Raw genomic sequence first — 26,995 nt, 5'->3', positions numbered from 1 at the left:
AATGAGCAGTGTTGTTGCCATCGTCAAAAGCATTGTCGGTCAGGTTTTCGTAGTTTCCCCGGAAGGAATCCGGCGCGTACTCATCGAAGGCGACCGCCTGTTCGTGGGTGACCAGGTGGATACCGGCCCGGCGGGTGCCGTTACCCTGGAGTTGACCGACGGGCGTACCCTCGACCTTGGCCGCGACACTCAATGGAGCGGTGCCGCACCGGACTCCAGCACCGACCTGGCCCAGGCCAGTGCGCAAGCCGCGCCATCGGTGGCTGAACTGCAGCAGGCCATTGCCGCGGGTGTCGACCCGACCACCGACCTGGAAGCCACCGCTGCCGGCCCGTCCGCAGCAGGTACGGGCGGTGCCGCCGGGGGCGGCCATAGCTTCGTCCAGCTTGAGGAAACCGCTGGCCGGGTGGACCCGACCATCGGCTTCCCGACGGCCGGCCTGGGGCTGGCCACTTCGGCCCAGGACAACACCATTGGCGGGCTGACCAACAATAATGGCCTGGCCAATGGCAACGGCAGTGGCAGTGATTCGCTGCGTCCGGCGACCCTGACCCTGGGCGCCACCCCGACCATCACCGAAGCCGGTGGTGTGCTGGTGTATACCGCCACTCTGACCCAGGCACCGCTGACCGACCTGACCGTCACCCTGTCCAATGGTGCGGTCATCGTGATCAGTGCGGGCCAAACCACTGGCAGCGTGCAGGTCCCTCTGGCGCCCCAAGACAACGTCTACATCGACCCCGGCCAGATCAGCGTGAGCGTGACCGGCACCGCTGGCGGCGGTGGCCTGCTGGTGACCGTCAATCCAACCCCGGCTGTGACCCAGATCACCGACACTATCGACACCACCACCGTCACCCTGACAGCCGATGCCAACGTCACCGAAGGCGGACAGATCACCTACACCGCCACCCTGACCAACCCGGCGCAAACGCCGGTGACCATTACCCTGTCCAACGGTTCGGTCATCACCATCGAAGCGGGCAAGTCCAGCGGTTCGATCGACGTCGCGGCCCCGGTCAACGATGTCTACAAAAACGGCAGCACCATCGAGGTCGGCATCACCAAGGCCGAGGGCGGCAACTTCGAGAGCCTGGTGCCCAGCACCGACAAGGCCGTGACCACAGTCACTGACACCATTGACGATACCGGCCTGAGCCTGTCGGCCACCGGCACCGTGGCCGAAGGCGGCTCCATCGTCTACACCGCGACACTGACCAATCCTGCTGGGACTCCGGTCACCGTGACCCTGAGCAACGGTGCAGTGATCACCATCGCCGCTGGCGCCACCACTGGCACCGCCACCGTGGCCGCACCGGCTGATGACGTCTATAAGGACGCGGGCAAGGTCGAAGTCACCATCACCAAGACCGATGGCGGCAACTTCGAAAACCTGGTCACCAATCCAGCGCCTGCCGTGACTGATGTCACTGACACTATCGACACTTCCACCGTCAGCCTGACCGCCACTCCGAGCGTCGCCGAAGGTGGAACTGTGGTGTACACCGCTTCGGTTACGGCTCCGGTTACCGGCTCGCCGGTTGTGGTGACTCTGTCCAACGGACAGACCATCACTATTCCGGTTGGCGAATCGTCCGGCACCGTGAACTTCACCGCGCCTAACGATGCACTGGCAGGCGGTAGCTCTCTGAGCACCACCATCACCAAAGCTGACGGTGGTAACTACGAGAAGCTGGAGATCAACGACAAGCCAGCTGAAACCTCGGTTACCGATACCCCGGACACCACTACTCTGAGCCTGAGTGCTACTGACTCGGTAGCAGAAGGCGGATCCATCGTTTACACCGCTACACTGACCAACGCTGCAGGGACTCCGGTCACCGTGACCCTGAGCAACGGTGCAGTGATCACCATCGCCGCTGGCGCCACCACTGGCACCGCCACCGTGGCCGCACCGGCTGATGACGTCTATAAGGACGCGGGCAAGGTCGAGGTCACCATCACCAAGACCGATGGCGGCAACTTCGAGAACCTGGAAACCAACCCGGCTCCGGCAGTGACTGATGTCACTGACACTATCGATACGTCGACTGTCAGCCTGACCGCCACCCCGAGCGTCGCCGAAGGCGGCACCGTGGTTTACACCGCATCGGTCACCGCGCCAGTAACGGGCTCGCCAGTTGTGGTGACTCTGTCTAACGGTCAGACCATCACTATTCCAGTGGGCGAATCCTCCGGCAGCGTGAATTTCACCGCGCCGAATGACGCCCTGGCTGGCGGTAGTTCTCTGAGCACCACCATCACCAAAGCGGACGGTGGTAACTACGAGAAGCTGGAGATCAATGACAAGCCAGCTGAAACCTCGGTCACTGATACACCAGACACCACGACTCTGAGCGTAACCGCTACCGATACCGTGGCTGAGGGTGGCTCGATTGTTTACACCGCCACGCTGACCAATGCTGCTGGCACACCAGTCACCGTGACCCTGTCCAACGGTGCAGTCATCACCATTGCCGCAGGCGCCACCACTGGCACCGCCACCGTCGCGGCCCCGGCCGATGACGTGTACAAAGACGCTGGCAAGGTTGAAGTCACCATCACCAAAGCCGACGGCGGCAACTTCGAGAATCTGGTTACCAACCCAGCGCCAGCGGTCACCGATGTAACTGACACTGTCGATACCAGCACCGTTTCGTTAACCGCTACACCAAGTGTCGCTGAAGGCGGCACCGTGGTTTACACCGCTTCGGTTACGGCTCCGGTTACCGGCTCGCCGGTTGTGGTGACTCTGTCCAACGGACAGACCATCACTATTCCGGTTGGCGAATCGTCCGGCACCGTGAACTTCACCGCGCCTAACGATGCACTGGCAGGCGGCAGTTCCCTGAGCACCACCATCACCAAAGCTGACGGTGGTAACTACGAGAAGCTGGAGATCAATGACAAGCCAGCTGAAACCTCGGTCACCGACACACCGGACACCACCACACTCAGCGTGACTGCCACCGATACCGTGGCAGAAGGCGGTTCGATTGTTTACACCGCGACCCTGACCAACGCTGCCGGCACTCCGGTCACCGTGACCCTGAGCAACGGCGCGGTGATCACCATTGCCGCAGGCGCCACAACTGGCACCGCCACCGTGGCGGCACCGGCCGATGACGTCTACAAGGATGCCGGTAAAGTCGAAGTCACCATCACCAAAGCGGATGGCGGCAACTTCGAAAACTTGGTCACCAATCCAGCTCCAGCCGTGACTGATGTCACTGACACTATCGATACCAGCACCGTTTCGTTAACCGCGACCCCAAGCGTCGCCGAAGGCGGCATCGTGGTGTACACAGCCTCGGTGTCCGCCCCAGTAACTGGCTCCCCGGTCGTAGTAACGCTGTCCAATGGCCAGACCATCACCATTCCGGTGGGCGAATCCTCTGGCACCGTGAACTTCACCGCGCCAAACGATGCACTGGCAGGCGGCAGCTCCCTTAGCACCACCATCACCAAAGCTGACGGTGGTAACTACGAAAAGCTGGAAATCAGCGATAAGCCCGCTGAGACCTCGGTTACCGATACCCCGGATACCACCACCCTTAGCGTGACCGCTACCGATACCGTGGCTGAGGGCGGCTCGATTGTTTACACCGCCACCTTGACCAATGCTGCTGGCACTCCCGTCACCGTGACCCTGAGCAACGGCGCGGTGATCACCATTGCCGCAGGCGCCACAACTGGCACCGCCACCGTGGCGGCACCGGCCGATGACGTCTACAAGGATGCCGGCAAAGTCGAAGTCACCATCACCAAAGCGGATGGCGGCAACTTCGAAAACCTGGTCACCAACCCAGCGCCAGCCGTGACTGATGTCACTGACACTATCGATACGTCGACTGTCAGCCTGACCGCGACCCCGAGCGTCGCCGAAGGTGGAACCGTGGTTTACACCGCGTCGGTTACCGCTCCGGTGACCGGTTCGCCGGTCGTGGTGACCCTGTCCAACGGTCAGACCATCACCATCCCGGTTGGCGAAAGCCAAGGTTCGGTGAACTTCACTGCACCGAACGATGCCCTGGCTGGCGGCAGCTCCTTGAGCACCACCATCACCAAGGCTGACGGCGGTAACTACGAAAAACTGGAAGTCAGCGACAAGCCGGCTGAGACCAGCATTACCGATACCCCGGATACAACGACGTTGAGCCTCACCGCCACCGGCTCCGTGGCCGAAGGCGGGTCCATCGTTTACACCGCGACCCTGACCAACGCGGCTGGCACGCCAGTCACTGTGACCCTGAGCAATGGCGCGGTGATCACCATCGCCGCAGGCGCCACCACTGGCACCGCCACCGTCGCAGCCCCAGCCGATGACGTCTACAAAGACGCTGGCAAGGTTGAAGCCACCATCACCAAAGCTGACGGTGGCAACTTCGAGAATCTGGTCACCAACCCAGCTCCGGCCGTCACCGACGTCACTGACACTATCGATACGTCGACTGTCAGCCTGACCGCGACCCCGAGCGTCGCCGAAGGTGGAACCGTGGTTTACACCGCGTCGGTTTCGGCTCCGGTTACAGGCTCACCAGTCGTCGTCACCCTGTCCAACGGTCAGACCATCACTATCCCAGTTGGCGAAAGCCAAGGCTCGGTGAACTTCACCGCACCCAACGACGCTCTGGCGGGCGGCAGCTCCTTGAGCACCACCATCACCAAAGCGGACGGTGGTAACTACGAGAAGCTGGAGGTCAGCGATAAGCCGGCTGAAACTTCAGTCACTGATACCCCGGACACCACGACGTTGAGCCTCACCGCCACCGGCTCCGTGGCCGAAGGCGGGTCCATCGTTTACACCGCGACCCTGACCAACGCCGCTGGCACACCAGTCACCGTGACCCTGAGCAACGGCGCGGTGATCACCATTGCCGCAGGCGCCACTTCAGGCACCGCCACAGTCGCCGCTCCGGCTGACGACGTGTACAAAGACGCCGGCAAAGTCGAAGCAACCATCACCAAAGCTGACGGTGGTAACTTCGAAAACCTGGTCACCAACCCAGCTCCAGCGGTGACTGATGTCACCGATACCATCGACACCAGTACCGTTTCACTGACTGCTACGCCAAGCGTCGCTGAAGGCGGCACCGTGGTGTATACCGCATCGGTCACCGCTCCGGTTACCGGCTCGCCGGTTGTGGTCACCCTATCCAACGGCCAGACCATTACCATTCCGGTTGGCGAATCTTCCGGCAGCGCGAACTTCACTGCACCGAATGACGCCCTGGCTGGCGGTAGCTCCCTGAGTACCACCATCACCAAAGCGGACGGTGGCAACTACGAAAAGCTGGACATCAACGACAAACCCGCTGAGACCAGTGTTACCGATACGCCGGACACCACCACCCTGAGCCTGTCGGCCACCGACTCCGTGGCCGAGGGCGGCTCCATTGTCTACACCGCTACCCTGACCAATGCTGCAGGCACTCCGGTCACCGTGACCCTGTCCAACGGTGCAGTCATCACCATTGCCGCTGGCGCTACCTCGGGTACAGCCACCGTCGCCGCACCGGCTGACGACGTGTACAAAGACGCCGGCAAGGTCGAAGTCACCATCACCAAAGCTGACGGCGGCAACTTCGAGAACCTGGAAACCAACCCAGCGCCAGCCGTCACCGATGTCACCGACACCATCGATACCTCGACGGTGAACCTGACGGCGACTTCAAGCGTGGCCGAAGGCGGTACCGTGGTGTACACCGCGTCTGTGTCGGCGCCGGTGACCGGCTCGCCAGTTGTAGTGACCCTGTCCAACGGACAGACCATTACCATCCCGGTGGGCGAATCGTCCGCCACCGTGAACTTCACCGCACCCAACGATGCCCTGGCTGGCGGCAGCTCCCTGAGCACCACCATCACCAAGGCTGACGGCGGCAACTTCGAGAAGCTGGAGATCAGCGACAAGCCCGCTGAAACCACAGTAACCGACACCCCGGACACCACCACCCTGAGCCTCTCGGCCACCGACTCCGTGGCCGAAGGCGGTTCCATCGTTTACACCGCAACACTGACCAATGCCGCTGGCACCCCGGTGACCGTAACCCTGAGCAACGGCGCGGTGATCACCATCGCCGCTGGCGCCACGACTGGCACCGCCACTGTCGCGGCGCCTGCCGACGACGTCTATAAGGACGCCGGCAAGGTTGAAGTCACCATCAGCAAGGCTGACGGCGGCAACTTCGAGAACCTGGAGACCAACCCGGCTCCAGCGGTGACCGATGTCACTGACACCATCGACACCTCGACCATCAGCCTGACCGCTACCCCAAGCGTCGCCGAAGGCGGCACCGTGGTGTACACCGCGTCGGTTTCGGCGCCGGTGACCGGCTCTCCGGTTGTAGTGACCCTGTCCAACGGCCAGACCATCACCATCCCGGTCGGCGAAAGCCAGGCCTCTGTTAATTTCACCGCCCCCAACGACGCTCTGGCCGGTGGCAGCTCCCTAAGCACCACCATCACCAAGGCCGATGGCGGCAACTACGAAAAACTGGAGATCAGCGATAAACCGGCTGAGACCAGCGTGACCGATACCCCGGATACAACGACTTTGAGCCTCACCGCCACCGACTCGGTGGCCGAAGGCGGCTCCATCGTCTACACCGCGACCCTGACCAATGCCGCTGGCACTCCGGTCACGGTCACACTCTCCAACGGTGCCGTCATCACCATCGCGGCAGGCGCCACTTCGGGGACTGCCACCGTTGCCGCTCCTGCAGACGATGTTTACAAGGATGCCGGCAAAGTCGAAGCCACCATCACCAAAGCTGACGGCGGCAACTTCGAGAACCTGGTCACCAACCCAGCTCCGGCTGTGACTGATGTCACCGACACCATCGACACTTCCACCGTCAGCCTGACTGCTACCCCAAGCGTCGCCGAAGGCGGCACAGTGGTGTACACCGCGTCGGTTACGGCTCCGGTGACCGGCTCGCCGGTTGTGGTGACTCTGTCCAACGGTCAGACCATCACTATTCCAGTGGGCGAGTCTTCCGCCACGGTGAACTTCACCGCGCCGAACGATGCCCTGGCTGGCGGTAGCTCTCTGAGCACCACCATCACCAAAGCGGACGGTGGTAACTACGAGAAGCTGGAGGTCAGCGATAAGCCAGCTGAAACTACAGTCACTGATACCCCGGACACCACGACGCTGAGCCTCTCGGCCACCGACTCCGTGGCTGAAGGCGGCTCCATTGTCTATACCGCGACACTGAGTAATGCGGCTGGTACGCCGGTCACCGTAACCTTGAGCAATGGCGCGGTGATCACCATTGCTGCCGGTGCCACTTCCGGCACCGCCACCGTCGCAGCACCAGCCGACGACGTTTACAAAGACGCCGGCAAAGTCGAAGCCACCATCACCAAAGCGGACGGTGGCAACTTCGAAAACCTGGTCACCAATCCAGCGCCTGCCGTGACTGATGTCACTGACACTATCGATACGTCGACTGTCAGCCTGACCGCTACACCAAGCGTCACCGAAGGCGGCACTGTGGTGTACACCGCTTCGGTTACGGCTCCGGTTACCGGCTCGCCGGTTGTGGTAACTCTGTCCAACGGACAGACCATCACTATTCCGGTTGGCGAATCGTCCGGCACCGTGAACTTCACCGCACCCAACGACGCACTGGCAGGCGGCAGCTCCCTGAGCACCACCATTACCAAGGCTGACGGCGGCAACTACGAGAAGCTGGAGATCAGCGATAAACCTGCTGAAACCTCGGTTACCGATACGCCAGATACCACTACCCTGAGCCTGACGGCCACCGATTCTGTGGCCGAAGGTGGCTCGATCGTTTACACCGCAACACTGACCAACGCCGCTGGCACTCCGGTCACTGTGACCCTGAGCAATGGCGCGGTGATCACCATTGCTGCCGGTGCCACTTCGGGGACTGCAACCGTTGCGGCCCCAGCCGATGACGTCTACAAAGATGCGGGCAAGGTTGAAGCCACCATCACTAAAGCGGACGGCGGTAACTTCGAGAACCTAGTCACCAACCCAGCTCCGGCTGTGACTGATGTCACCGATACCATCGACACCAGCACCGTTTCGCTGACTGCTACGCCAAGCGTCGCTGAAGGCGGCACTGTGGTGTACACCGCGTCGGTCACAGCGCCAGTGACTGGCTCGCCAGTAGTAGTGACCCTGTCCAACGGTCAGACCATCACCATCCCGGTCGGTGAAAGCCAAGGTTCGGTGAACTTCACTGCACCGAACGATGCCCTGGCTGGCGGCAGCTCCTTGAGCACCACCATCACCAAAGCTGACGGCGGCAACTACGAGAAGCTGGAGATCAGCGACAAACCTGCTGAAACCTCGGTTACCGATACGCCAGATACCACTACCCTGAGCCTGACGGCCACCGATTCTGTGGCCGAAGGTGGCTCGATCGTTTACACCGCAACACTGACCAACGCCGCTGGCACTCCGGTCACCGTCACACTCTCCAATGGTGCCGTCATCACCATCGCCGCTGGCGCTACTTCGGGGACTGCAACCGTTGCCGCTCCTGCGGATGATGTTTACAAGGATGCCGGTAAGGTCGAAGTCACTATCACCAAAGCAGACGGTGGCAACTTCGAAAACCTGGAGACCAACCCAGCGCCAGCCGTCACCGATGTCACCGACACCATCGACACCAGCACCGTTTCGCTGACCGCTACGCCAAGCGTCGCTGAAGGCGGCACTGTGGTGTACACCGCTTCGGTGACTGCTCCGGTGACTGGCTCGCCGGTTGTGGTGACCTTGTCCAACGGTCAGACCATCACTATTCCAGTCGGTGAATCCTCCGGCACCGTGAACTTCACCGCGCCGAACGATGCCCTGGCGGGCGGTAGCTCTCTGAGCACCACCATCACCAAAGCCGACGGTGGTAACTACGAGAAGCTGGAGATCAACGACAAGCCAGCTGAAACCTCGGTTACCGATACCCCGGACACCACTACTCTGAGCCTGAGTGCTACTGACTCGGTAGCAGAAGGCGGATCCATCGTTTACACCGCGACCCTGACCAACGCTGCAGGGACTCCGGTCACTGTGACCCTGAGCAACGGCGCGGTGATCACCATTGCTGCCGGTGCCACTTCCGGCACCACCACCGTCGCAGCGCCGGCCGATGACGTGTACAAAGACGCCGGCAAAGTCGAAGCCACCATCACCAAAGCGGACGGCGGTAACTTCGAGAACCTGGTCACCAATCCAGCGCCTGCGGTCACCGATGTAACTGACACTATCGATACCAGCACCGTTTCCCTGACGGCGACTCCGAGCGTCGCCGAGGGCGGCATCGTCGTTTACACCGCGTCTGTGTCTGCGCCAGTGACCGGTTCGCCAGTTGTGGTGACCTTGTCCAACGGTCAAACCATCACCATCCCAGTTGGCGAAAGCCAAGGTTCGGTGAACTTCACCGCGCCGAATGACGCCCTGGCTGGCGGTAGCTCTCTGAGCACCACCATCACCAAAGCGGACGGTGGTAACTACGAGAAGCTGGAGGTCAGCGACAAACCGGCTGAAACCTCGGTTACTGATACACCAGACACCACGACTCTGAGCCTGAGTGCCACCGACTCCGTGGCCGAAGGCGGGTCCATCGTTTACACCGCGACCCTGACCAACGCTGCTGGTACTCCGGTCACTGTGACCCTGAGCAATGGCGCGGTGATCACCATTGCCGCTGGCGCCACTTCCGGCACCGCCACTGTTGCGGCGCCTGCCGACGACGTCTACAAGGATGCCGGCAAAGTCGAAGCCACCATCACCAAAGCCGACGGCGGTAACTTCGAGAACCTGGTCACCAACCCAGCACCTGCCGTGACTGATGTCACCGATACCATCGACACCAGCACCGTTTCGCTGACTGCTACGCCAAGCGTCGCCGAAGGCGGCACTGTGGTGTACACCGCTTCGGTCACCGCGCCAGTGACTGGCTCACCAGTAGTAGTGACCCTGTCCAACGGTCAGACCATCACCATCCCAGTTGGCGAAAGCCAAGGTTCGGTGAACTTCACCGCGCCGAATGACGCCCTGGCTGGCGGTAGCTCTCTGAGCACCACCATCACCAAAGCGGACGGTGGCAACTACGAAAAACTGGAAGTCAGCGACAAGCCAGCTGAAACCTCGGTTACTGATACACCAGACACCACCACTCTGAGCCTGAGTGCTACTGACTCGGTAGCAGAAGGTGGCTCCATCGTTTACACCGCTACGCTGACCAACCCTGCTGGTACTCCGGTCACCGTGACCCTGAGCAACGGTGCGGTGATCACCATCGCCGCTGGTACCACAACTGGCACCGCGACTGTCGCGGCACCAGCCGACGACGTCTACAAGGATGCCGGTAAAGTCGAAGCCACCATCACCAAAGCGGATGGCGGTAACTTCGAGAACCTGGTCACCAACCCAGCACCTGCCGTGACTGATGTCACCGATACCATCGACACCAGCACCGTTTCGCTGACTGCTACGCCAAGCGTCGCCGAAGGCGGCACTGTGGTGTACACCGCTTCGGTCACCGCGCCAGTGACTGGCTCACCAGTAGTAGTGACCCTGTCCAACGGTCAGACCATCACCATCCCAGTTGGCGAAAGCCAAGGTTCGGTGAACTTCACCGCGCCGAATGACGCCCTGGCTGGCGGTAGCTCTCTGAGCACCACCATCACCAAAGCGGACGGTGGCAACTACGAAAAACTGGAAGTCAGCGACAAGCCAGCTGAAACCTCGGTTACTGATACACCAGACACCACCACTCTGAGCCTGAGTGCTACTGACTCGGTAGCAGAAGGTGGCTCCATCGTTTACACCGCTACGCTGACCAACCCTGCTGGTACTCCGGTCACCGTGACCCTGAGCAACGGTGCGGTGATCACCATCGCCGCTGGTACCACAACTGGCACCGCGACTGTCGCGGCCCCAGCCGATGACGTCTACAAAGACGCTGGTAAGGTTGAAGTCACCATCACCAAAGCGGATGGCGGCAACTTCGAGAACCTGGTCACCAACCCAGCGCCAGCTGTGACTGATGTCACTGACACTATCGATACGTCGACTGTCAGCCTGACCGCGACCCCGAGCGTCGCCGAAGGTGGAACCGTGGTTTACACCGCGTCGGTTACCGCTCCGGTGACCGGTTCGCCGGTCGTGGTGACCCTGTCCAACGGTCAGACCATCACCATTCCGGTCGGTGAATCCTCCGGCACCGTGAACTTCACCGCGCCTAACGATGCTCTGGCTGGCGGCAGCTCCCTGAGCACCACCATCACCAAGGCTGACGGCGGTAACTACGAGAAGTTGGAGATCAGCGACAAGCCAGCTGAAACCTCGGTTACTGATACACCAGACACCACCACACTGAGCCTGAGTGCTACTGACTCCGTGGCCGAAGGCGGGTCCATCGTTTACACCGCGACCCTGAGCAATGCTGCAGGCACTCCGGTTACCGTGACCTTGAGTAATGGTGCAGTAATCACCATCGCTGCCGGCGCCACCACTGGCACCGCCACCGTCGCGGCGCCAACCGATGACGTTTACAAGGACGCTGGCAAGGTTGAGGCCACTATCACCAAGGCCGAAGGTGGCAACTTCGAGAAGCTGGTGCCAAACACCACGCCAGCCGTAACCGATGTGACTGACACCATCGACAACTCCACCGTCACGCTCAAGGCCACGCCTTCGGCTGCCGAAGGCGGCAACGTCACTTATACCGCCACCGTTAGCGCTCCTGTGACCGGTTCGCCCGTCACCGTGAACCTGGCCAACGGCGAGAAGATCACCATCCCGGTCGGCGAGACCACCGGTTCGGTGAGCATCAGCGCGCCTAACGATGTACTGGTCGGCCACACTCCGCTGACCAACTCCATCACCAACGTCAGCGGCGGCAACTACGAAAATCTCGTGGCCGACAAGACCCCGGTCAGCACCACCGTGACCGACTCCGTCGACACCACCAGTGTCAGCCTCAGCGCCACTGGCACCGTGGCTGAAGGCGGTTCGATCATCTACACCGCGACCCTGACCAACGCAGCCGGTACTCCGGTGACCGTCACTCTGAGCAACGGCGCGGTGATCAACATCGCCGCCGGCAAAACCACCGGTACCGTCACCGTTGCGGCGCCGGCTGACGACGTCTATATCGACGCCGGCAAGGTCAATGCCTCGATCACCAGCGCCACCGGAGGCAACTTCGAGAAGCTGGTGCAGGACACCACACCAGCGGTGACCAACGTGACCGACACCGCGGATACCACTTCGGTGGGCATCACCGGCAGCACTTCGGTCACTGAAGGCCAGACCGCCAGCTACACCGTGAGCCTGACGCATCCGGCGCAGACCGAAGTCACCCTGAAGATCAGCTACAGCGGCACCGCCACTGACGGTTCGGACTTCAGCGGCGTGTACACCGTGAAGATTCCGGCCGGCGCCAGCAGCGCCAACTTCAACGTCGCCACCATTGACAACAAGATCACTGAAGGCACCGAGAACTTCACGGTCAAGATCGATTCGGCCAGCGGCGGTAACTTCGAGAACCTGGTGGTGGGCAGTAACAACAGCGTCACCACCTCGATCATCGACAACGATGCGCCACCAGTCATCGACCTGGACGCCAACAACTCCAGCGGCGCCACCGGTGCCGACTACAAGGTCACTTTCACCGAAGGCACCACGGGCCCTGGCGTGTCGATCGCCGACACCGACCTGAGCATCACCGACCCGGACAGCACGATGCTGACCGGCGCCACCATCGTGCTGACCAACCGTCAGCCGGGGGACTCGCTGAACCTGGGCAACAGCGTCAACGGCATCAACATCAATGCCAACAGCAAGGACGGCTCGATCACCCTGACCCTGTCGGGCAACGCGACGCTGGCCGACTACATGCAACAGATCAAGAACATCACCTTCACCAACAACAGTGAAGACCCGAGCACCACGCCACGGACCATCACCGTGACCGTGACCGACGGCGGCAACTACTCCAACGTCGCCACCACCACGGTCAATGTGGTGGCGGTAAACGACGCCCCAACCGCCACCGGCGGCGCCGTGACCGGCAGCGAAGACAGCCCGCTGGCCCTGACCTGGTCCAACTTCGGCGTCAGCGACGTCGACAGCCCGGCTGCCAACCTTGGAGTGAAAATCACCCAACTGCCGGGTGAAGGCAAACTGCAGTACCTGGACGGTTCGACCTGGAAGGACGTGGCCAACAACCAGACCTTCAGCAAGGCCGATATCGATGCCGGCAAACTGCGCTTCACCCCGGACGCCAATGAATCCGGCACCAATGGCTACGGCGGCAGCGGCGTAGGCAACCAACAGGCCGATTACGCCCAGATCAAGTTCCAGCCAACCGATGGCCAGGCCCTGGGCAGCACCGGTACGGTCACGGTCGACATCACCCCAGTGGCCGATGCCCCGACCCTGAGCGTGGCGGGCAACAACGTCAACTCGGTGGGCCTGCTCAAGGAAGTCTGGACCGGCCTCAGCGGCCTGGGCACCGACGGCAACGGCGCGTCCGCCAGCACCCTGAAATCGGTGATTGATGCTGCCGGTACGCCTAACAGCAGCAGCCTGGCGACCAACGTCCAGTCCGACGGCAACATCACCCCGGGCACCGCATCGAAGACCTCCGGCCTGATCTACCTGGAAGCCGGCAAGGCCTACACCTTCTCCGGCACCGGCGACGACAGCCTGCTGGTGACCATCGGCGGCAAGAACGTGGCCAGCACCACCTGGGGCGCGGGCGGTAACCTCAACGGTACCTTCACCCCGACCACCAGCGGCTACTACACCATCGATATCTACCACCACAACCAGAGTGGCCCGGGCAGCTACGACGTCAACCTGTCGGTCAACGGCGGAGCCCCGGTAGACCTGAGCAACGCCGGCGTGCCGCTGTACACCGGCGTCACCGACCTGACCAACGCCGGAGTTTCGGTGTCCGACCTGCACGGCACCAACGGCGAGGGTTACTACGACGGCTACAAGCTCAACGAAGGCGGCGAAGGCGGCAGCGTGCATCTGTCGAAGATCAGCACCGGCCTGACCGATACCGACGGTTCGGAAACCCTGAGCGTGAAGATCAGCGGCATTCCTGCAGGCTCCGTCCTCAGCGATGGCGCCGGGCATACCTTCACCGCCACCGCGACCTCCGGCGAAGCCAACGTCACCGGCTGGAACCTGGGCAACCTGACGGTCACCCCGCCGCCGTACTACAACGGCACCTTCAACCTCAACGTGACCTCGACCTCCACCGAGTCCCTGGGCGGTTCTGCCAGCACTTCGGCGCAGATCCCGGTCAAGGTCTACCCGGCAAACTACAACGCTGTGGTCGCCACCGCCGGCGACGACACCGTCACCGGTACCGATGGCAACGACATCGTGGTCGCCGACATCGGCGGCCTGACCGTGGTGCCGGGCACCAACTACAACATCGCCTTCATGGTGGACTCCTCGGGCAGTATGAGCAGCGCCTCGATCACCGCGGCCAAGAACTCACTGACCTCGGTGTTCAATACCCTGAAGAACAGCATCGGCAGCGCTGGCTCGGGCACCGTGAACATCTTCCTGGCCGACTTCGATTCCCAGGTCAACAAGTCGGTAGCGGTGAACCTCAACGATCCGAATGCCCTGGCCCAACTCAAGGCCGTGCTGGATTCGATGACCTCTGGCGGCGGCACCAACTATGAAGACGTGTTCAAGACCACGGCCAACTTCTTCCAGAGCAGCCAGGCCACCGGCAATACCAATGCCAAGAACCTGACGTACTTCATCACTGACGGCCAGCCGACCTACTATCAGAGCGGCGAGCAGACCAACCCGACGCTGTACGGCAACGTGCGCCTCGATGCCGTGGTGACCACCAGCAATTACAAGCTGGGGGATACCTTCAGCAAAACCATCGACAGCGATCACATTCTCAGTGTGAGCAGCGACGGTACGGTCAAGCTTCAGACCTACAGCACCAATTGGTGGGGCCAAGGCTCTTGGAATACTGCAACCTTGGGCACCCTGCGCGCCCAGGGCGACGGCACCTACGAGCTGTCGAACCTGGCCGGTACCGGCAGCAGCACCGATTACTACACCTCCACCAACTCCAGCAGCGGCTTTGCCTTGCTCAGCGGGCTGTCGAACGTCGAAGCCATCGGTATCAACAGCGGTGTCAGCCTCAACGACCTCAAGCCATACGACAGCGATGGCAAGCCGCAGACCAACATCGACCCGAACGACCTGGCCAATTCGATCATCGGTCACACCGAAGCCACCATGCCGGGGGCCGACAAGGTCAGCGGCGGCGACGGCAACGACATCCTGTTCGGCGACCTGGTGAGCTTCAACAGCATCGCCGGCGAGGGTTACCAGGCCATGCAGGCCTACGTGGCCCAGCAGAACGGGGTCGATGTGAGCAAGGTCACCACCAGCAACGTGCACCAGTACATCACCGAGCACTACAAAGAGTTCGATGTTTCTGGGAGCCATGACGGCAACGACACCCTGCTGGGCGGCGCCGGCAATGACATTCTCTTCGGCCAGGGCGGCAACGACACGCTGGACGGCGGCAAGGGTAATGACATCCTGCTGGGGGGCACCGGCAAAGACACCCTGATCGGCGGCCAGGGCAATGACATCCTGATCGGTGGTTCGGGGGCCGATACCTTCGTCTGGAAGGCCGGCGATACCGGCAACGATGTGATCAAGGATTTCAAGGCCAGTGAAGGTGACCGTATCGACCTGCGGGATCTGCTGCAGGGCGAGAGCGCCAGCACCATCGACAACTTCCTCAAGATCACTACCGTGGACGGGGTCTCGACTCTGCAGGTCAGTTCCGAAGGCAAGCTCAACGCCGCCGGGGGCCTGGCCAACGCCGACGTGACGATCAAGCTGGAAGGCAACAACTGGTCCAATGCCAATATCAACTCGTTGATCGCCGGTAGCGACCCGACCATCAAGATCGATCACAACAACAGCTGATCGGCTCCTGGCAGCCACCCCTGGCGGGTGGTTGCCGGGTCCTGGCCAACAGCCTGCGCCGTGACGATTGTCGCGGCGCACCGCATACTCGCGCTCTGAATGCTGCGCTGGCCTATGCTGCTGACAGCCGGATGCCTAAAAAAGCCTGAGGGATTTGCCATGTTCTACGTGCAACGCGATGCGCAAGGTCAGCTGATTCGCGTGGAAGCCGCCGCTTACGCCGAGGCTACCGAGACGCTGCCCGCCGATCACCACGAGATCCAGACCTGGTACGCCAACGAGGCGGTGGAAGTCAGTCTCAAGCAGCTCAAGCAGAGTGACCTGGAAATGATCCGGGTGCTGGACGACCTGATTCAGGTCCTGACCAGCAAGGGCGTGATTCGCGTCACCGACCTGCCGGCGGCGGCTCAGGCCAAGCTGATGGATCGCACCCAGGCCCGTGAGGCCCTGGGTGGACTCAGCCGGCTGATCAATGATGATGAAACCGGTTTGATCTGAAAGCCCCTCGCCTACAGGAGCCGGCTTGCCGGCGAATGCACGTTCAAGCCCAAGGTGCTGGCTCGCCGAACAGTTGCCCCTGCACGCCATACAGCCCCATCTCGCGAATCACCTGCAGCTCGCCCTGGGTCTCGACCCGCTCGGCAATCAGCGGCAGGTCGATGCTGTGGGCAGCCCGCTGGATAGCTTCGATAAACAGGCGTTTGTCGCTTTCCTGATCGATGTCGCGGATGTAGCTGCCGTCAATCTTCAGATAGGCCAGGCCCAAGCGCGCCAGGTTGCCGATCATGCTGAAGCGCCCGCCAAAGCGTTGCAGGCTGAGGGAGAAGCCCAGTTCCCGCAGGCGCCGGGTCAACTGTTCCAGCTGAATCTGCTCAGGCAGCTGTTCCTCACCGATTTCCAGGGTCAGGCGCGGTCCCAGGTCAGAGTGCTGGCGCAGAATCTCGAATACCCGGTTCAGGGCCTGAGGATCTTCCAGGGTGGCTGCAGACAGGTTCAACGCCAGGCAGTGGTCATGTCCGACCATCTGCTTCAACACCTGTTCCAACATCAGCAGATCCAGGCGTGACGTCCAGCCAAAGCGCTCCAACCAGGGCAGGAAGCGCCCGGCCGGGATGGTCTGGCCCTGCTCGTCCAGCAACCGCGACAACACCTTGTAGTGCAGCACCAGCGTGGTGTCCTGGGCCGCCACCACCGGCTGGAAATACAGCTTGAAGCGCTGCTCCGACAGCGCCCGGTCCAGCAGCCGGTGCCAGGCATGGTGATCATCCCCGACTTGAGCGCCGCCCCCCTGGTCCAGGCAGGCCCAGTTGGTCTCGCCCTGGGCTTCGGCCTGGGCCAGGGCCTGATCGCCGAGGCTGAGCACCGCTTGTGGCGAATCTCCGTGAGCAAAGGCCGCCAGACCGATGGTGGCTACTGCCGCAACGTCGGTGGCGCCGGTGGCATGCAGGTTGCCCAGAGCGCTGTCCAAGCTTTGGGCCAGCTGGATGGCTTCCTCACGCACCAGGCCGGGCGCCAGTACGGCGAATTCGCCACCGCGGACCCGGGTCACCAGGTTCTGGGTTTCGGGGTACTTGTTGCACTCGCGCAGCAATTGCTCTCCCACCGCTTGCAGCAGTTGGTCGGTGCGCTGGCCCCCCAGACGCTGGTTCAGGCCAGCCAGGTCCTTGACCCGCAACAGCAGCAGGTAACCGGAACTGGCCTGCTCCGGGTTGCTCACCCGGGCATGCAGCTGCATTTCGAAATAACGCCGGTTGGCCAGCCCGGTCAGGCTGTCCTGGTAAGACTCGATGCGCAGTTTTTCACTGCGCTCGGCCTGCTCCTGGAACAGCGCCTTGAGCTTCTCGACCATCTGGTTCATCGCCTGCACTACCCGGCGCAGTTCCGGGGTTCGGGGCAGTTGCGGCAGGCTGAGGAACTCGCGGCGGGCAATGGCATGGGACTGCTGGACCATGTAGTCAAGCGGCTTGAGCTGGCGCCGCAGCAACAGGGCACCGAGCACCGCGCTCACCGCACCACAGATCAACAGCCAGCCCAGGCTGCCCAGGGCGCTCTGCCAAAGCTTGGCCACGGCGAACATCGGATGGCTGAGCACCTCGACCCGCGCCGCCTGCTCCCAGCCGCGACTGACGATAGCATCGCCGCCGGCAGGCTCAAGGCCGATGAGCTTGACGAACCACTGGGGCACATTGCTGACTTCCGGGATGCCGTTGCGCTCGACGATGGTCTTGTCGGTGGCCAGGTCCACCACCCGGATGCTGGCGTAGTAGCCGCTGTCGAAGATCGAACTGACCATCAGTTCGACCATCGCCGGATCGTCGATATTCGGTGTCAGCGACAAGGCCAGGGCCGTGGCCGCGTCCTGGGCATGGGAGCGCAGCTGATTGACATACTGGGTGCGTGAACTTTCCAGGCTGACCATGAAGCTGCCGCTGAAGGCGACCACCAGGAACACACAGATTGCGATCAACAGTTGTTTGAACAAAGACATCTGAGCTCGTGCTCCTAGTTAGTCGTCTCGACCGGGAAACCTTCGGCCTGCATTTTTTTCAACACGTCCTGCCAACGGGACAGGCGCTTGGTATCACCGACCCGCTTGTTGCCTTTGGCGCCCGGCAGCCATAACCCTTCGGCATTGAAGGAATACACCGGCAGCAGGTCGGTTCGCTCGCTGGCCGGGCGGATCGAGTCCTCCAGGCTATCGAGCACCAGCGGCATGGCGTCCGCCGTGGAATAGTAGGTCAGGACCATGTGCGCGCGGTTCTGGCGCAAGGCCTTGACGTAGGTGATGCGCAGTTTGTCACTGGACACCCCGAGACGCCGCAGGCTGAAGTACTTGGCAATCGCATAGTCCTCGCAGTCACCGGCGCCCTTCCATAGCGCCTCGATCGGCGTCTCCCAGTAGTCCACCTGACGCCACAGATCGATATCTTCCATGTAGCGCATGTTCTTATTGAAGAACAGGTTGACCACTTTCAACTGCTCGCGCTCGGGCACCTGCTTCTGCGTGGCCAGCAGGTGCTGCCAGGCATCGATACGTTGCTGACCTTCGCCCAGGGGACCGTAGAGCGCCGTGGCACGGCGGCTGATCAGGGAAAAATCCCAGTCGGCGTGCAGACTGCCCAGCAGCGCGCCAGCCAGCAGCAGTGCCGAGCAGAACCAGCGCAAGGTCCGAAAAAGAGCTAAACGTGCCGCCAATGCAATGAGTCCATGGGAGCTGTCGTAAATCGGCTGATGGTGAAGGCTGGCCCGACAAAAAACAATGGCACCTTACAATCACCGGCCAACAGGGAAGGGCCTGCATTCAACACTCAGAGAATAGCTTCAAGTGGCCTTTGCGTTGCCGGCGACAGCCCATGAATTTCACCCGTCGCCACGTGCATTCAGCCGCGCCAGCCACTATGTTAGAAACCATTCGCGGACTGGGACGTCCCCCTCCAACGGCCTCTTGTCCGCAACGAGATCCCGCCCACGGGCCACCTTGCTTAAGGAAAAGCTGTGTACACCGACACCCGACAATGGACGCTGGTGATCAACTCAGGGCACGCCACCCGCATACGCCTGATCTGCTTTCCCCAGGCCGGGGCGGCAGCGGAGCAACTGCGGGTGTGGTCCAACAGCCTGGCCGATCACATCGAGCTGGTGGTGATCAACCTTCCGGGGCACGGCCCACGCCGCGACGAAGCGCCCTGTGACAACTGGCCGAGCCTGCTGGAAAACACGTTCGCCGCCCTCAATCCCTGGCTCGACAAGCCCCATGCGCTGTTCGGCCACGGCCTGGGGGCACTGTTGGCGTACGAAACCTGCAAGTACGCCCAGGAGCGGTTTCCACAGCAGACCCGCCACCTGTTCGTCTCTGGCTGCCGCAGCCCTGACAGCCTGCCCCGCCGGCCTTTGCTGCACTCATTGCCCATCGCGGCATTCCGCGAAGCGATCCTGACTCTCGGCGCCAGCCCCCTGGAGATGCCCCGGGGGCAAAACGACCTGCAATCCTACGAACGCTTGCTGCGCAACGGCCTGAAACTCTTCGAAACCTGGTACGACACCTCCAGCGGCTGCCTCGACATACCGCTGACGGCTTTCTATGGCAGTGAGGACCCGCTGGCGACAGCCAACCATATGCTCAACTGGCGAGAGTTCACTGGGCGCGAATTCGAACTGATTGAAGTGGCCGGCAACCATTTCTTCATCAAGTCTCAGCGCCAGCGCCTGTTGCAAGTGATCAACACGCACCTGGGGCTGCTGGGGGAACACCTGACCTGAACGCCGCCCATGAAAAAGCCCGCTCTGCTGTGATGCAGGAGCGGGCTTTAGGGGCGGTCCCTGACGGCCTCAGATCTTGAAGCTGTCCACCAGTTGCTTCAGGCGGCTGGCCTGCTGCGACAGTGCATCACAGTCCTTCAGGGTTTCGTTGAGGTTGGCAACGCCCTGCTGGTTCAGCAGGTTGATCTGGTTGATGTCGACGTTGAGAGTCTCCACCACCGCGGTCTGTTCCTCGGTTGCCGCAGCCACCGACTGGTTCATGCCATCGATCTCGCCGATCCGCTGAGTCACGCTGATCAACCGTGCACCGGCCTGGTTGGCCACTTCGACGCTCTCTTCGCTGGACGCCTGGCTGGCATTCATGGTCGAGACCGCCTCGCGGGACCCGACCTGCAGGGAGGTGATCATCTTGTGGATCTCTTCCGCCGACTCTTGGGTACGGTGGGCCAGGTTACGCACCTCATCGGCCACCACGGCGAAACCACGGCCGGCTTCACCGGCACGGGCCGCTTCGATGGCGGCGTTGAGGGCCAACAGATTGGTCTGCTGGGAGATGCCCTTGATCACATCAAGAATGTGCCCGATGTTGTCGGTGCTGGCATTCAGGGTCTCGATCTGGGTGCAGGACAGGCTGATCTTCTGCGACAGCTCGGTCATCGCCTGGATGGTCTGCTCCACCACTTGGCGACCGTCGTCGGCCTGCTCGCTGGCGCCACTGGCGTGTTGCGAGGCATCGGCGGCGTTGCGGGCGATTTCCTGGGTGGCAGCACCCAGTTCGTTGATCGCTGCGGCCACGCTGTTGGTGCGGGCGCTCTGCTCGTCGGAACCGATGATCGACGCGTTGGACGATGCCATTACCCGTTGCGACAAATCATGCACCTGGCGAGTAGCCGAGGACACTTCGGAAATCGAGGCGTGAATCCGTTCCACGAACTGGTTGAACGAACTGCCCAACTCGCCGAACTCGTCCTTGCTTTCCACGACCAGACGCCGGGTCAGGTCGCCTTCGCCCTGAGCAATGTCCTGCATCGCCCGGCCCATGGTGATCAGCGGGCGCATCAGCACCTGGATCAGCAGAGTCAGCAATACCGCAATCACCGCCACAGCGATAAACATGGCGATCAAGGCAGAAGTACGGAACTGGCTCAGTGGTGCGTAGGCCTTTTCCTTGTCGATGGACAGACCGATGTACCATTCGGCATTCGGCAGACCGGTCACCGGGGTGAAGGAAAGGATGCGTTCCTGTTTGTTCAGGACCACTTCCTGGTTGCCGCTGGCGATCCGTACATTGGCGCCTGGATAGATGTCCTTGAGGTTCTTCATCACCTGGTCTTTGTCCGGGCTGACGATCACCTGACCGTCGGCGCTGACCAGGAAGGCATGGCCCAGGCCGCCGAAGTCCACCGAGTTGATGATCTTCACCAGGGTTTCCAGGCTCAGGTCGCCACCGACCACACCGAGTAATTCTCCCTGCTTCTTCACCGGCATAGCGATGGTGACCACCAGACCGCCGACAGCCGCCATGTAGGGCGGGGTCAGCATGGTTTTATCGGCGGTTACGGCCTGTTTGTACCAGGGCCGCTGACGCGGATCGTAGCCGTCGGGCATCTTCGCATCAGGACGCTGGGTGAAGGTGCCATTGGCTTGGCCGACATAGGTGAACTGGAAATTCGAGGTGAAGGCTGGCTGATCCACCAGGCCCGGGAAGTCTGCGTTGTGACCTTGGTGGGCAACGTTCTGCGCCAGGTTCTCGAGCACCAGGATTCGCCCGCTCATCCAGTTCTGCACGCTGCTGGAGGTGAGCTCACCGGCCTGCTGGATGGAGGACTCGAGGTTCTGTCGGATAGTGTTTCGCTGCAAGTAGTCGTTGTACAAAGTGAACAACGCAAAAGCCAGAACCACTACGCCGGAGGCGGCCAAAAGGATTTTATGGCTGAACTTGAGATTCATTTCATGGGACTTCTTATGCCGAAAGTGGGGATGCGTCCGTATAGCAACATTCCATGTAACAGTGCAGGCGACATTCTCCGGCCGCTCTACTTTGGTGCACACATGTCTTATCAGTCTTTCGGCAAGAATCCCCGAACCCTTAGAGATTTATCTGAATTACTTGTCTGAACTTGCAGATTCCCGCCGAACGGCATTCCAGAGCGTCCGCCGCGCATTTTCAGATGACCGACAGCATCTAGATCCGGTCAGTGCTCAAGCGCTTTGAGGGGAGCCTGCGGCTTACAGAGAGAACCTGGTGCCGTTTCTGCTTGAGCTCCACTACAACCCTGGTCTTGCCCGGCAATTGTGGGCTGTGGCTGATGGCATTTATATCTGGTGGTGTAAGTTGATTGCCCGCAGGAGCGGCAAGCGGCGTAGAGCCCGGCGTTAAGGATAGAGTCGAACGCTGGTAATAGCCGTCTGTTCAAGGCAGCTACAGGTACTCCGCAGGGCCTTGTGACTTGATTACCCAGACTTTATCGAGCGCAAAAACAAAACCCCTGTCTGCATCAGCAAACAGGGGTTTTGGAATTTAATCTTGACGATGACCTACTCTCACATGGGGAAACCCCACACTACCATCGGCGATGCATCGTTTCACTTCTGAGTTCGGGATGGGATCAGGTGGTTCCAACGCTCTATGGTCGTCAAGAAATTCTGTGGCCGATCCGTTGGACTCTAGAGTCGAACGTGTCAGCAAAATCAGTAACTTCTACATAAAGACAAAACCCCAATTGCTTTCGCAATTGGGGTTTCGGAATTTAATCTTGACGATGACCTACTCTCACATGGGGAAACCCCACACTACCATCGGCGATGCATCGTTTCACTTCTGAGTTCGGGATGGGATCAGGTGGTTCCAACGCTCTATGGTCGTCAAGAAATTCGGTAGCCAGTCCGTTGCTGATGCAACGTGCCAGCGAATGGGTATGTAATAGATTTGTGTGTTGTGCAAACTTTCGGTTTGTTTCGTCTTCACACACCGCAATCTGGTCTCTTTCGAGTTCGCAAATTGCTTGGGTGTTATATGGTCAAGCCTCACGGGCAATTAGTATTGGTTAGCTCAACGCCTCACAGCGCTTACACACCCAACCTATCAACGTCGTAGTCTTCGACGGCCCTTTAGGGGATTCAAGATCCCAGTGAGATCTCATCTTGAGGCAAGTTTCCCGCTTAGATGCTTTCAGCGGTTATCTTTTCCGAACATAGCTACCCGGCAATGCCACTGGCGTGACAACCGGAACACCAGAGGTTCGTCCACTCCGGTCCTCTCGTACTAGGAGCAGCCCCTCTCAAATCTCAAACGTCCACGGCAGATAGGGACCGAACTGTCTCACGACGTTCTAAACCCAGCTCGCGTACCACTTTAAATGGCGAACAGCCATACCCTTGGGACCGGCTTCAGCCCCAGGATGTGATGAGCCGACATCGAGGTGCCAAACACCGCCGTCGATATGAACTCTTGGGCGGTATCAGCCTGTTATCCCCGGAGTACCTTTTATCCGTTGAGCGATGGCCCTTCCATACAGAACCACCGGATCACTAAGACCTACTTTCGTACCTGCTCGACGTGTCTGTCTCGCAGTCAAGCGCGCTTTTGCCTTTATACTCTACGACCGATTTCCGACCGGTCTGAGCGCACCTTCGTACTCCTCCGTTACTCTTTAGGAGGAGACCGCCCCAGTCAAACTACCCACCATACACTGTCCTCGATCCGGATAACGGACCTGAGTTAGAACCTCAAAGTTGCCAGGGTGGTATTTCAAGGATGGCTCCACGCAAACTGGCGTTCACGCTTCAAAGCCTCCCACCTATCCTACACAAGCAAATTCAAAGTCCAGTGCAAAGCTATAGTAAAGGTTCACGGGGTCTTTCCGTCTAGCCGCGGATACACTGCATCTTCACAGCGATTTCAATTTCACTGAGTCTCGGGTGGAGACAGCGCCGCCATCGTTACGCCATTCGTGCAGGTCGGAACTTACCCGACAAGGAATTTCGCTACCTTAGGACCGTTATAGTTACGGCCGCCGTTTACCGGGGCTTCGATCAAGAGCTTCGCGTTAGCTAACCCCATCAATTAACCTTCCGGCACCGGGCAGGCGTCACACCCTATACGTCCACTTTCGTGTTTGCAGAGTGCTGTGTTTTTAATAAACAGTCGCAGCGGCCTGGTATCTTCGACCGGCATGAGCTTACGGAGCAAGTCCTTCACCCTCACCGGCGCACCTTCTCCCGAAGTTACGGTGCCATTTTGCCTAGTTCCTTCACCCGAGTTCTCTCAAGCGCCTTGGTATTCTCTACCCAACCACCTGTGTCGGTTTGGGGTACGGTTCCTAGTTATCTGAAGCTTAGAAGCTTTTCTTGGAAGCATGGCATCAACCACTTCGTCACCTAAAAGGTAACTCGTCATCAGCTCTCGGCCTTAGAACCCCGGATTTACCTAAGATTCCAGCCTACCACCTTAAACTTGGACAACCAACGCCAAGCTGGCCTAGCCTTCTCCGTCCCTCCATCGCAATAACTAGAAGTACAGGAATATTAACCTGTTTTCCATCGACTACGCTTTTCAGCCTCGCCTTAGGGACCGACTAACCCTGCGTCGATTAACGTTGCGCAGGAAACCTTGGTCTTTCGGCGTGGGTGTTTTTCACACCCATTGTCGTTACTCATGTCAGCATTCGCACTTCTGATACCTCCAGCAAGCTTCTCAACTCACCTTCACAGGCTTACAGAACGCTCCTCTACCGCATCACTTACGTGATACCCGTAGCTTCGGTGTATGGTTTGAGCCCCGTTACATCTTCCGCGCAGGCCGACTCGACTAGTGAGCTATTACGCTTTCTTTAAAGGGTGGCTGCTTCTAAGCCAACCTCCTAGCTGTCTAAGCCTTCCCACATCGTTTCCCACTTAACCATAACTTTGGGACCTTAGCTGACGGTCTGGGTTGTTTCCCTTTTCACGACGGACGTTAGCACCCGCCGTGTGTCTCCCATGCTCGGCACTTGTAGGTATTCGGAGTTTGCATCGGTTTGGTAAGTCGGGATGACCCCCTAGCCGAAACAGTGCTCTACCCCCTACAGTGATACATGAGGCGCTACCTAAATAGCTTTCGAGGAGAACCAGCTATCTCCGAGCTTGATTAGCCTTTCACTCCGATCCACAGGTCATCCGCTAACTTTTCAACGGTAGTCGGTTCGGTCCTCCAGTCAGTGTTACCTAACCTTCAACCTGCCCATGGATAGATCGCCCGGTTTCGGGTCTATTCCCAGCGACTAGACGCCCTATTAAGACTCGCTTTCGCTACGCCTCCCCTATTCGGTTAAGCTCGCCACTGAAAATAAGTCGCTGACCCATTATACAAAAGGTACGCAGTCACAGAACAAAGTCTGCTCCCACTGCTTGTACGCATACGGTTTCAGGATCTATTTCACTCCCCTCTCCGGGGTTCTTTTCGCCTTTCCCTCACGGTACTAGTTCACTATCGGTCAGTCAGTAGTATTTAGCCTTGGAGGATGGTCCCCCCATATTCAGACAAGGTTTCTCGTGCCCCGTCCTACTCGATTTCATGATTAAGAGATTTTCGCGTACAGGGCTATCACCCACTATGGCCGCACTTTCCAGAGCGTTCCGCTAATCTCAAAGCCACTTAAGGGCTAGTCCCCGTTCGCTCGCCACTACTAAGGGAATCTCGGTTGATTTCTTTTCCTCAGGGTACTTAGATGTTTCAGTTCCCCTGGTTCGCCTCTTGCACCTATGTATTCAGTACAAGATAACCATCTTATGATGGCTGGGTTCCCCCATTCAGAGATCTCCGGATCAAAGTCTGTTTGCCGACTCCCCGAAGCTTATCGCAGGCTACCACGTCTTTCATCGCCTCTGACTGCCAAGGCATCCACCGTATGCGCTTCTTCACTTGACCATATAACCCCAAGCAATCTGGTTATACTATGAAGACGACATTCGCCGAAAATTTGCAATTTAACTCACAAATTTTACCTTAGCCTGATCCGTTACCAGTGAAAGTAACGTTCAGTCTATCTTTCTATCACATACCCAAATTTTTAAAGAACGATCTAATCAAAAGACTAGAAATCAACATTCAAGCAGAATGCTCATTTCTAAGCTTTCAGAAGCAGTTTATGGTGGAGCCAAGCGGGATCGAACCGCTGACCTCCTGCGTGCAAGGCAGGCGCTCTCCCAGCTGAGCTATGGCCCCATAACAAAATTGGTGGGTCTGGGCAGATTCGAACTGCCGACCTCACCCTTATCAGGGGTGCGCTCTAACCAACTGAGCTACAGACCCAATTTCGAGCTTGTAACTGTTAGCTTGGAGCTATCAGCTTGGAGCTTAAAGCTGCTTCTATCGTCTTCTTCAATGAATCAAGCAATTCGTGTGGGAGCTTATGAAGCAGCTGATGTCGTCGATTAAGGAGGTGATCCAGCCGCAGGTTCCCCTACGGCTACCTTGTTACGACTTCACCCCAGTCATGAATCACACCGTGGTAACCGTCCTCCCGAAGGTTAGACTAGCTACTTCTGGTGCAACCCACTCCCATGGTGTGACGGGCGGTGTGTACAAGGCCCGGGAACGTATTCACCGCGACATTCTGATTCGCGATTACTAGCGATTCCGACTTCACGCAGTCGAGTTGCAGACTGCGATCCGGACTACGATCGGTTTTATGGGATTAGCTCCACCTCGCGGCTTGGCAACCCTTTGTACCGACCATTGTAGCACGTGTGTAGCCCAGGCCGTAAGGGCCATGATGACTTGAC

The 26,995-nt window shown here is 59.8% G+C and carries 6 protein-coding genes, 2 tRNA genes, 4 rRNA genes and 1 pseudogene (1 of these 13 running past the window's edge); 3 read left to right on the top strand and 10 right to left on the bottom strand.

What is annotated here, in order from left to right; genetic code table 11:
- Position 1 precedes the first annotated feature (1 nt).
- Positions 2-15,970 carry a LapA family giant adhesin gene (locus KHO49_RS01755; protein WP_213664520.1) on the top strand — a complete coding sequence of 5,323 codons (15,969 nt, stop codon included), beginning with the start codon at positions 2-4 and terminating at the stop codon, positions 15,968-15,970.
- Positions 15,971-16,129: 159 nt separating this feature from the next.
- Entirely contained in the window at positions 16,130-16,468 is a 339-nt protein-coding gene (locus KHO49_RS01750; RefSeq protein WP_102861886.1) for a tryptophan synthase subunit beta, read from the top strand.
- Between the two features lie 43 nt (positions 16,469-16,511).
- Here KHO49_RS01750 and lapD read toward each other — a convergent pair whose 3' ends face one another.
- Together lapD and lapG are read right to left on the bottom strand one after the other, a co-directional pair.
- Positions 16,512-18,458, bottom strand: coding sequence for a cyclic di-GMP receptor LapD (gene lapD / locus KHO49_RS01745; protein WP_102861885.1), 1,947 nt, complete (start codon positions 18,456-18,458; stop codon positions 16,512-16,514).
- A gap of 14 nt (positions 18,459-18,472) precedes the next feature.
- Entirely contained in the window at positions 18,473-19,165 is a 693-nt protein-coding gene (gene lapG, locus KHO49_RS01740; protein ID WP_102882660.1) for a cysteine protease LapG, read from the bottom strand.
- A 300-nt stretch (positions 19,166-19,465) separates the two neighbouring features.
- Between lapG and KHO49_RS01735 the strand changes: the two genes are divergently transcribed.
- Complete coding sequence (locus KHO49_RS01735) at positions 19,466-20,230, top strand: thioesterase II family protein (protein ID WP_102882659.1); 765 nt, start codon at positions 19,466-19,468, stop codon at positions 20,228-20,230.
- Between the two features lie 69 nt (positions 20,231-20,299).
- Here the strand turns inward: KHO49_RS01735 and KHO49_RS31405 are convergent, their stop codons facing one another.
- From KHO49_RS31405 to KHO49_RS01700, 8 genes and pseudogenes are all read right to left on the bottom strand, one after another.
- On the bottom strand, positions 20,300-21,085 hold the full coding sequence (locus KHO49_RS31405; protein ID WP_371826218.1) for a methyl-accepting chemotaxis protein: 786 nt from the start codon (positions 21,083-21,085) through the stop codon (positions 20,300-20,302).
- Between the two features lie 69 nt (positions 21,086-21,154).
- Positions 21,155-22,180 (bottom strand): annotated as a pseudogene (locus KHO49_RS31400) (HAMP domain-containing protein); the annotation flags it as partial.
- Positions 22,181-22,755: 575 nt separating this feature from the next.
- Positions 22,756-22,871 (bottom strand): 5S ribosomal RNA (gene rrf, locus KHO49_RS01725).
- 113 nt (positions 22,872-22,984) lie between these two features.
- Positions 22,985-23,100 (bottom strand): 5S ribosomal RNA (gene rrf, locus KHO49_RS01720).
- 146 nt (positions 23,101-23,246) lie between these two features.
- A 23S ribosomal RNA gene (locus KHO49_RS01715) occupies positions 23,247-26,138 on the bottom strand.
- A gap of 221 nt (positions 26,139-26,359) precedes the next feature.
- Positions 26,360-26,435, bottom strand: a tRNA-Ala gene (locus KHO49_RS01710).
- Between the two features lie 10 nt (positions 26,436-26,445).
- A tRNA-Ile gene (locus KHO49_RS01705) sits at positions 26,446-26,522 on the bottom strand.
- Positions 26,523-26,645: 123 nt separating this feature from the next.
- Positions 26,646-26,995: ribosomal RNA gene (locus tag KHO49_RS01700) — 16S ribosomal RNA — on the bottom strand (it continues 1,189 nt past the right edge of the window).
- Together the 16S, 23S and 5S rRNA genes with 2 tRNA genes alongside form the textbook arrangement of a ribosomal RNA operon.

Origin of the sequence: Pseudomonas sp. RC4D1, from assembly GCF_018390395.1 — a bacterium.
Taxonomy (GTDB): domain Bacteria; phylum Pseudomonadota; class Gammaproteobacteria; order Pseudomonadales; family Pseudomonadaceae; genus Aquipseudomonas; species Aquipseudomonas danubii.
Note: the sequence above shows the minus strand (reverse complement) of the source record. Positions and strands in the feature narration are given on the sequence as shown.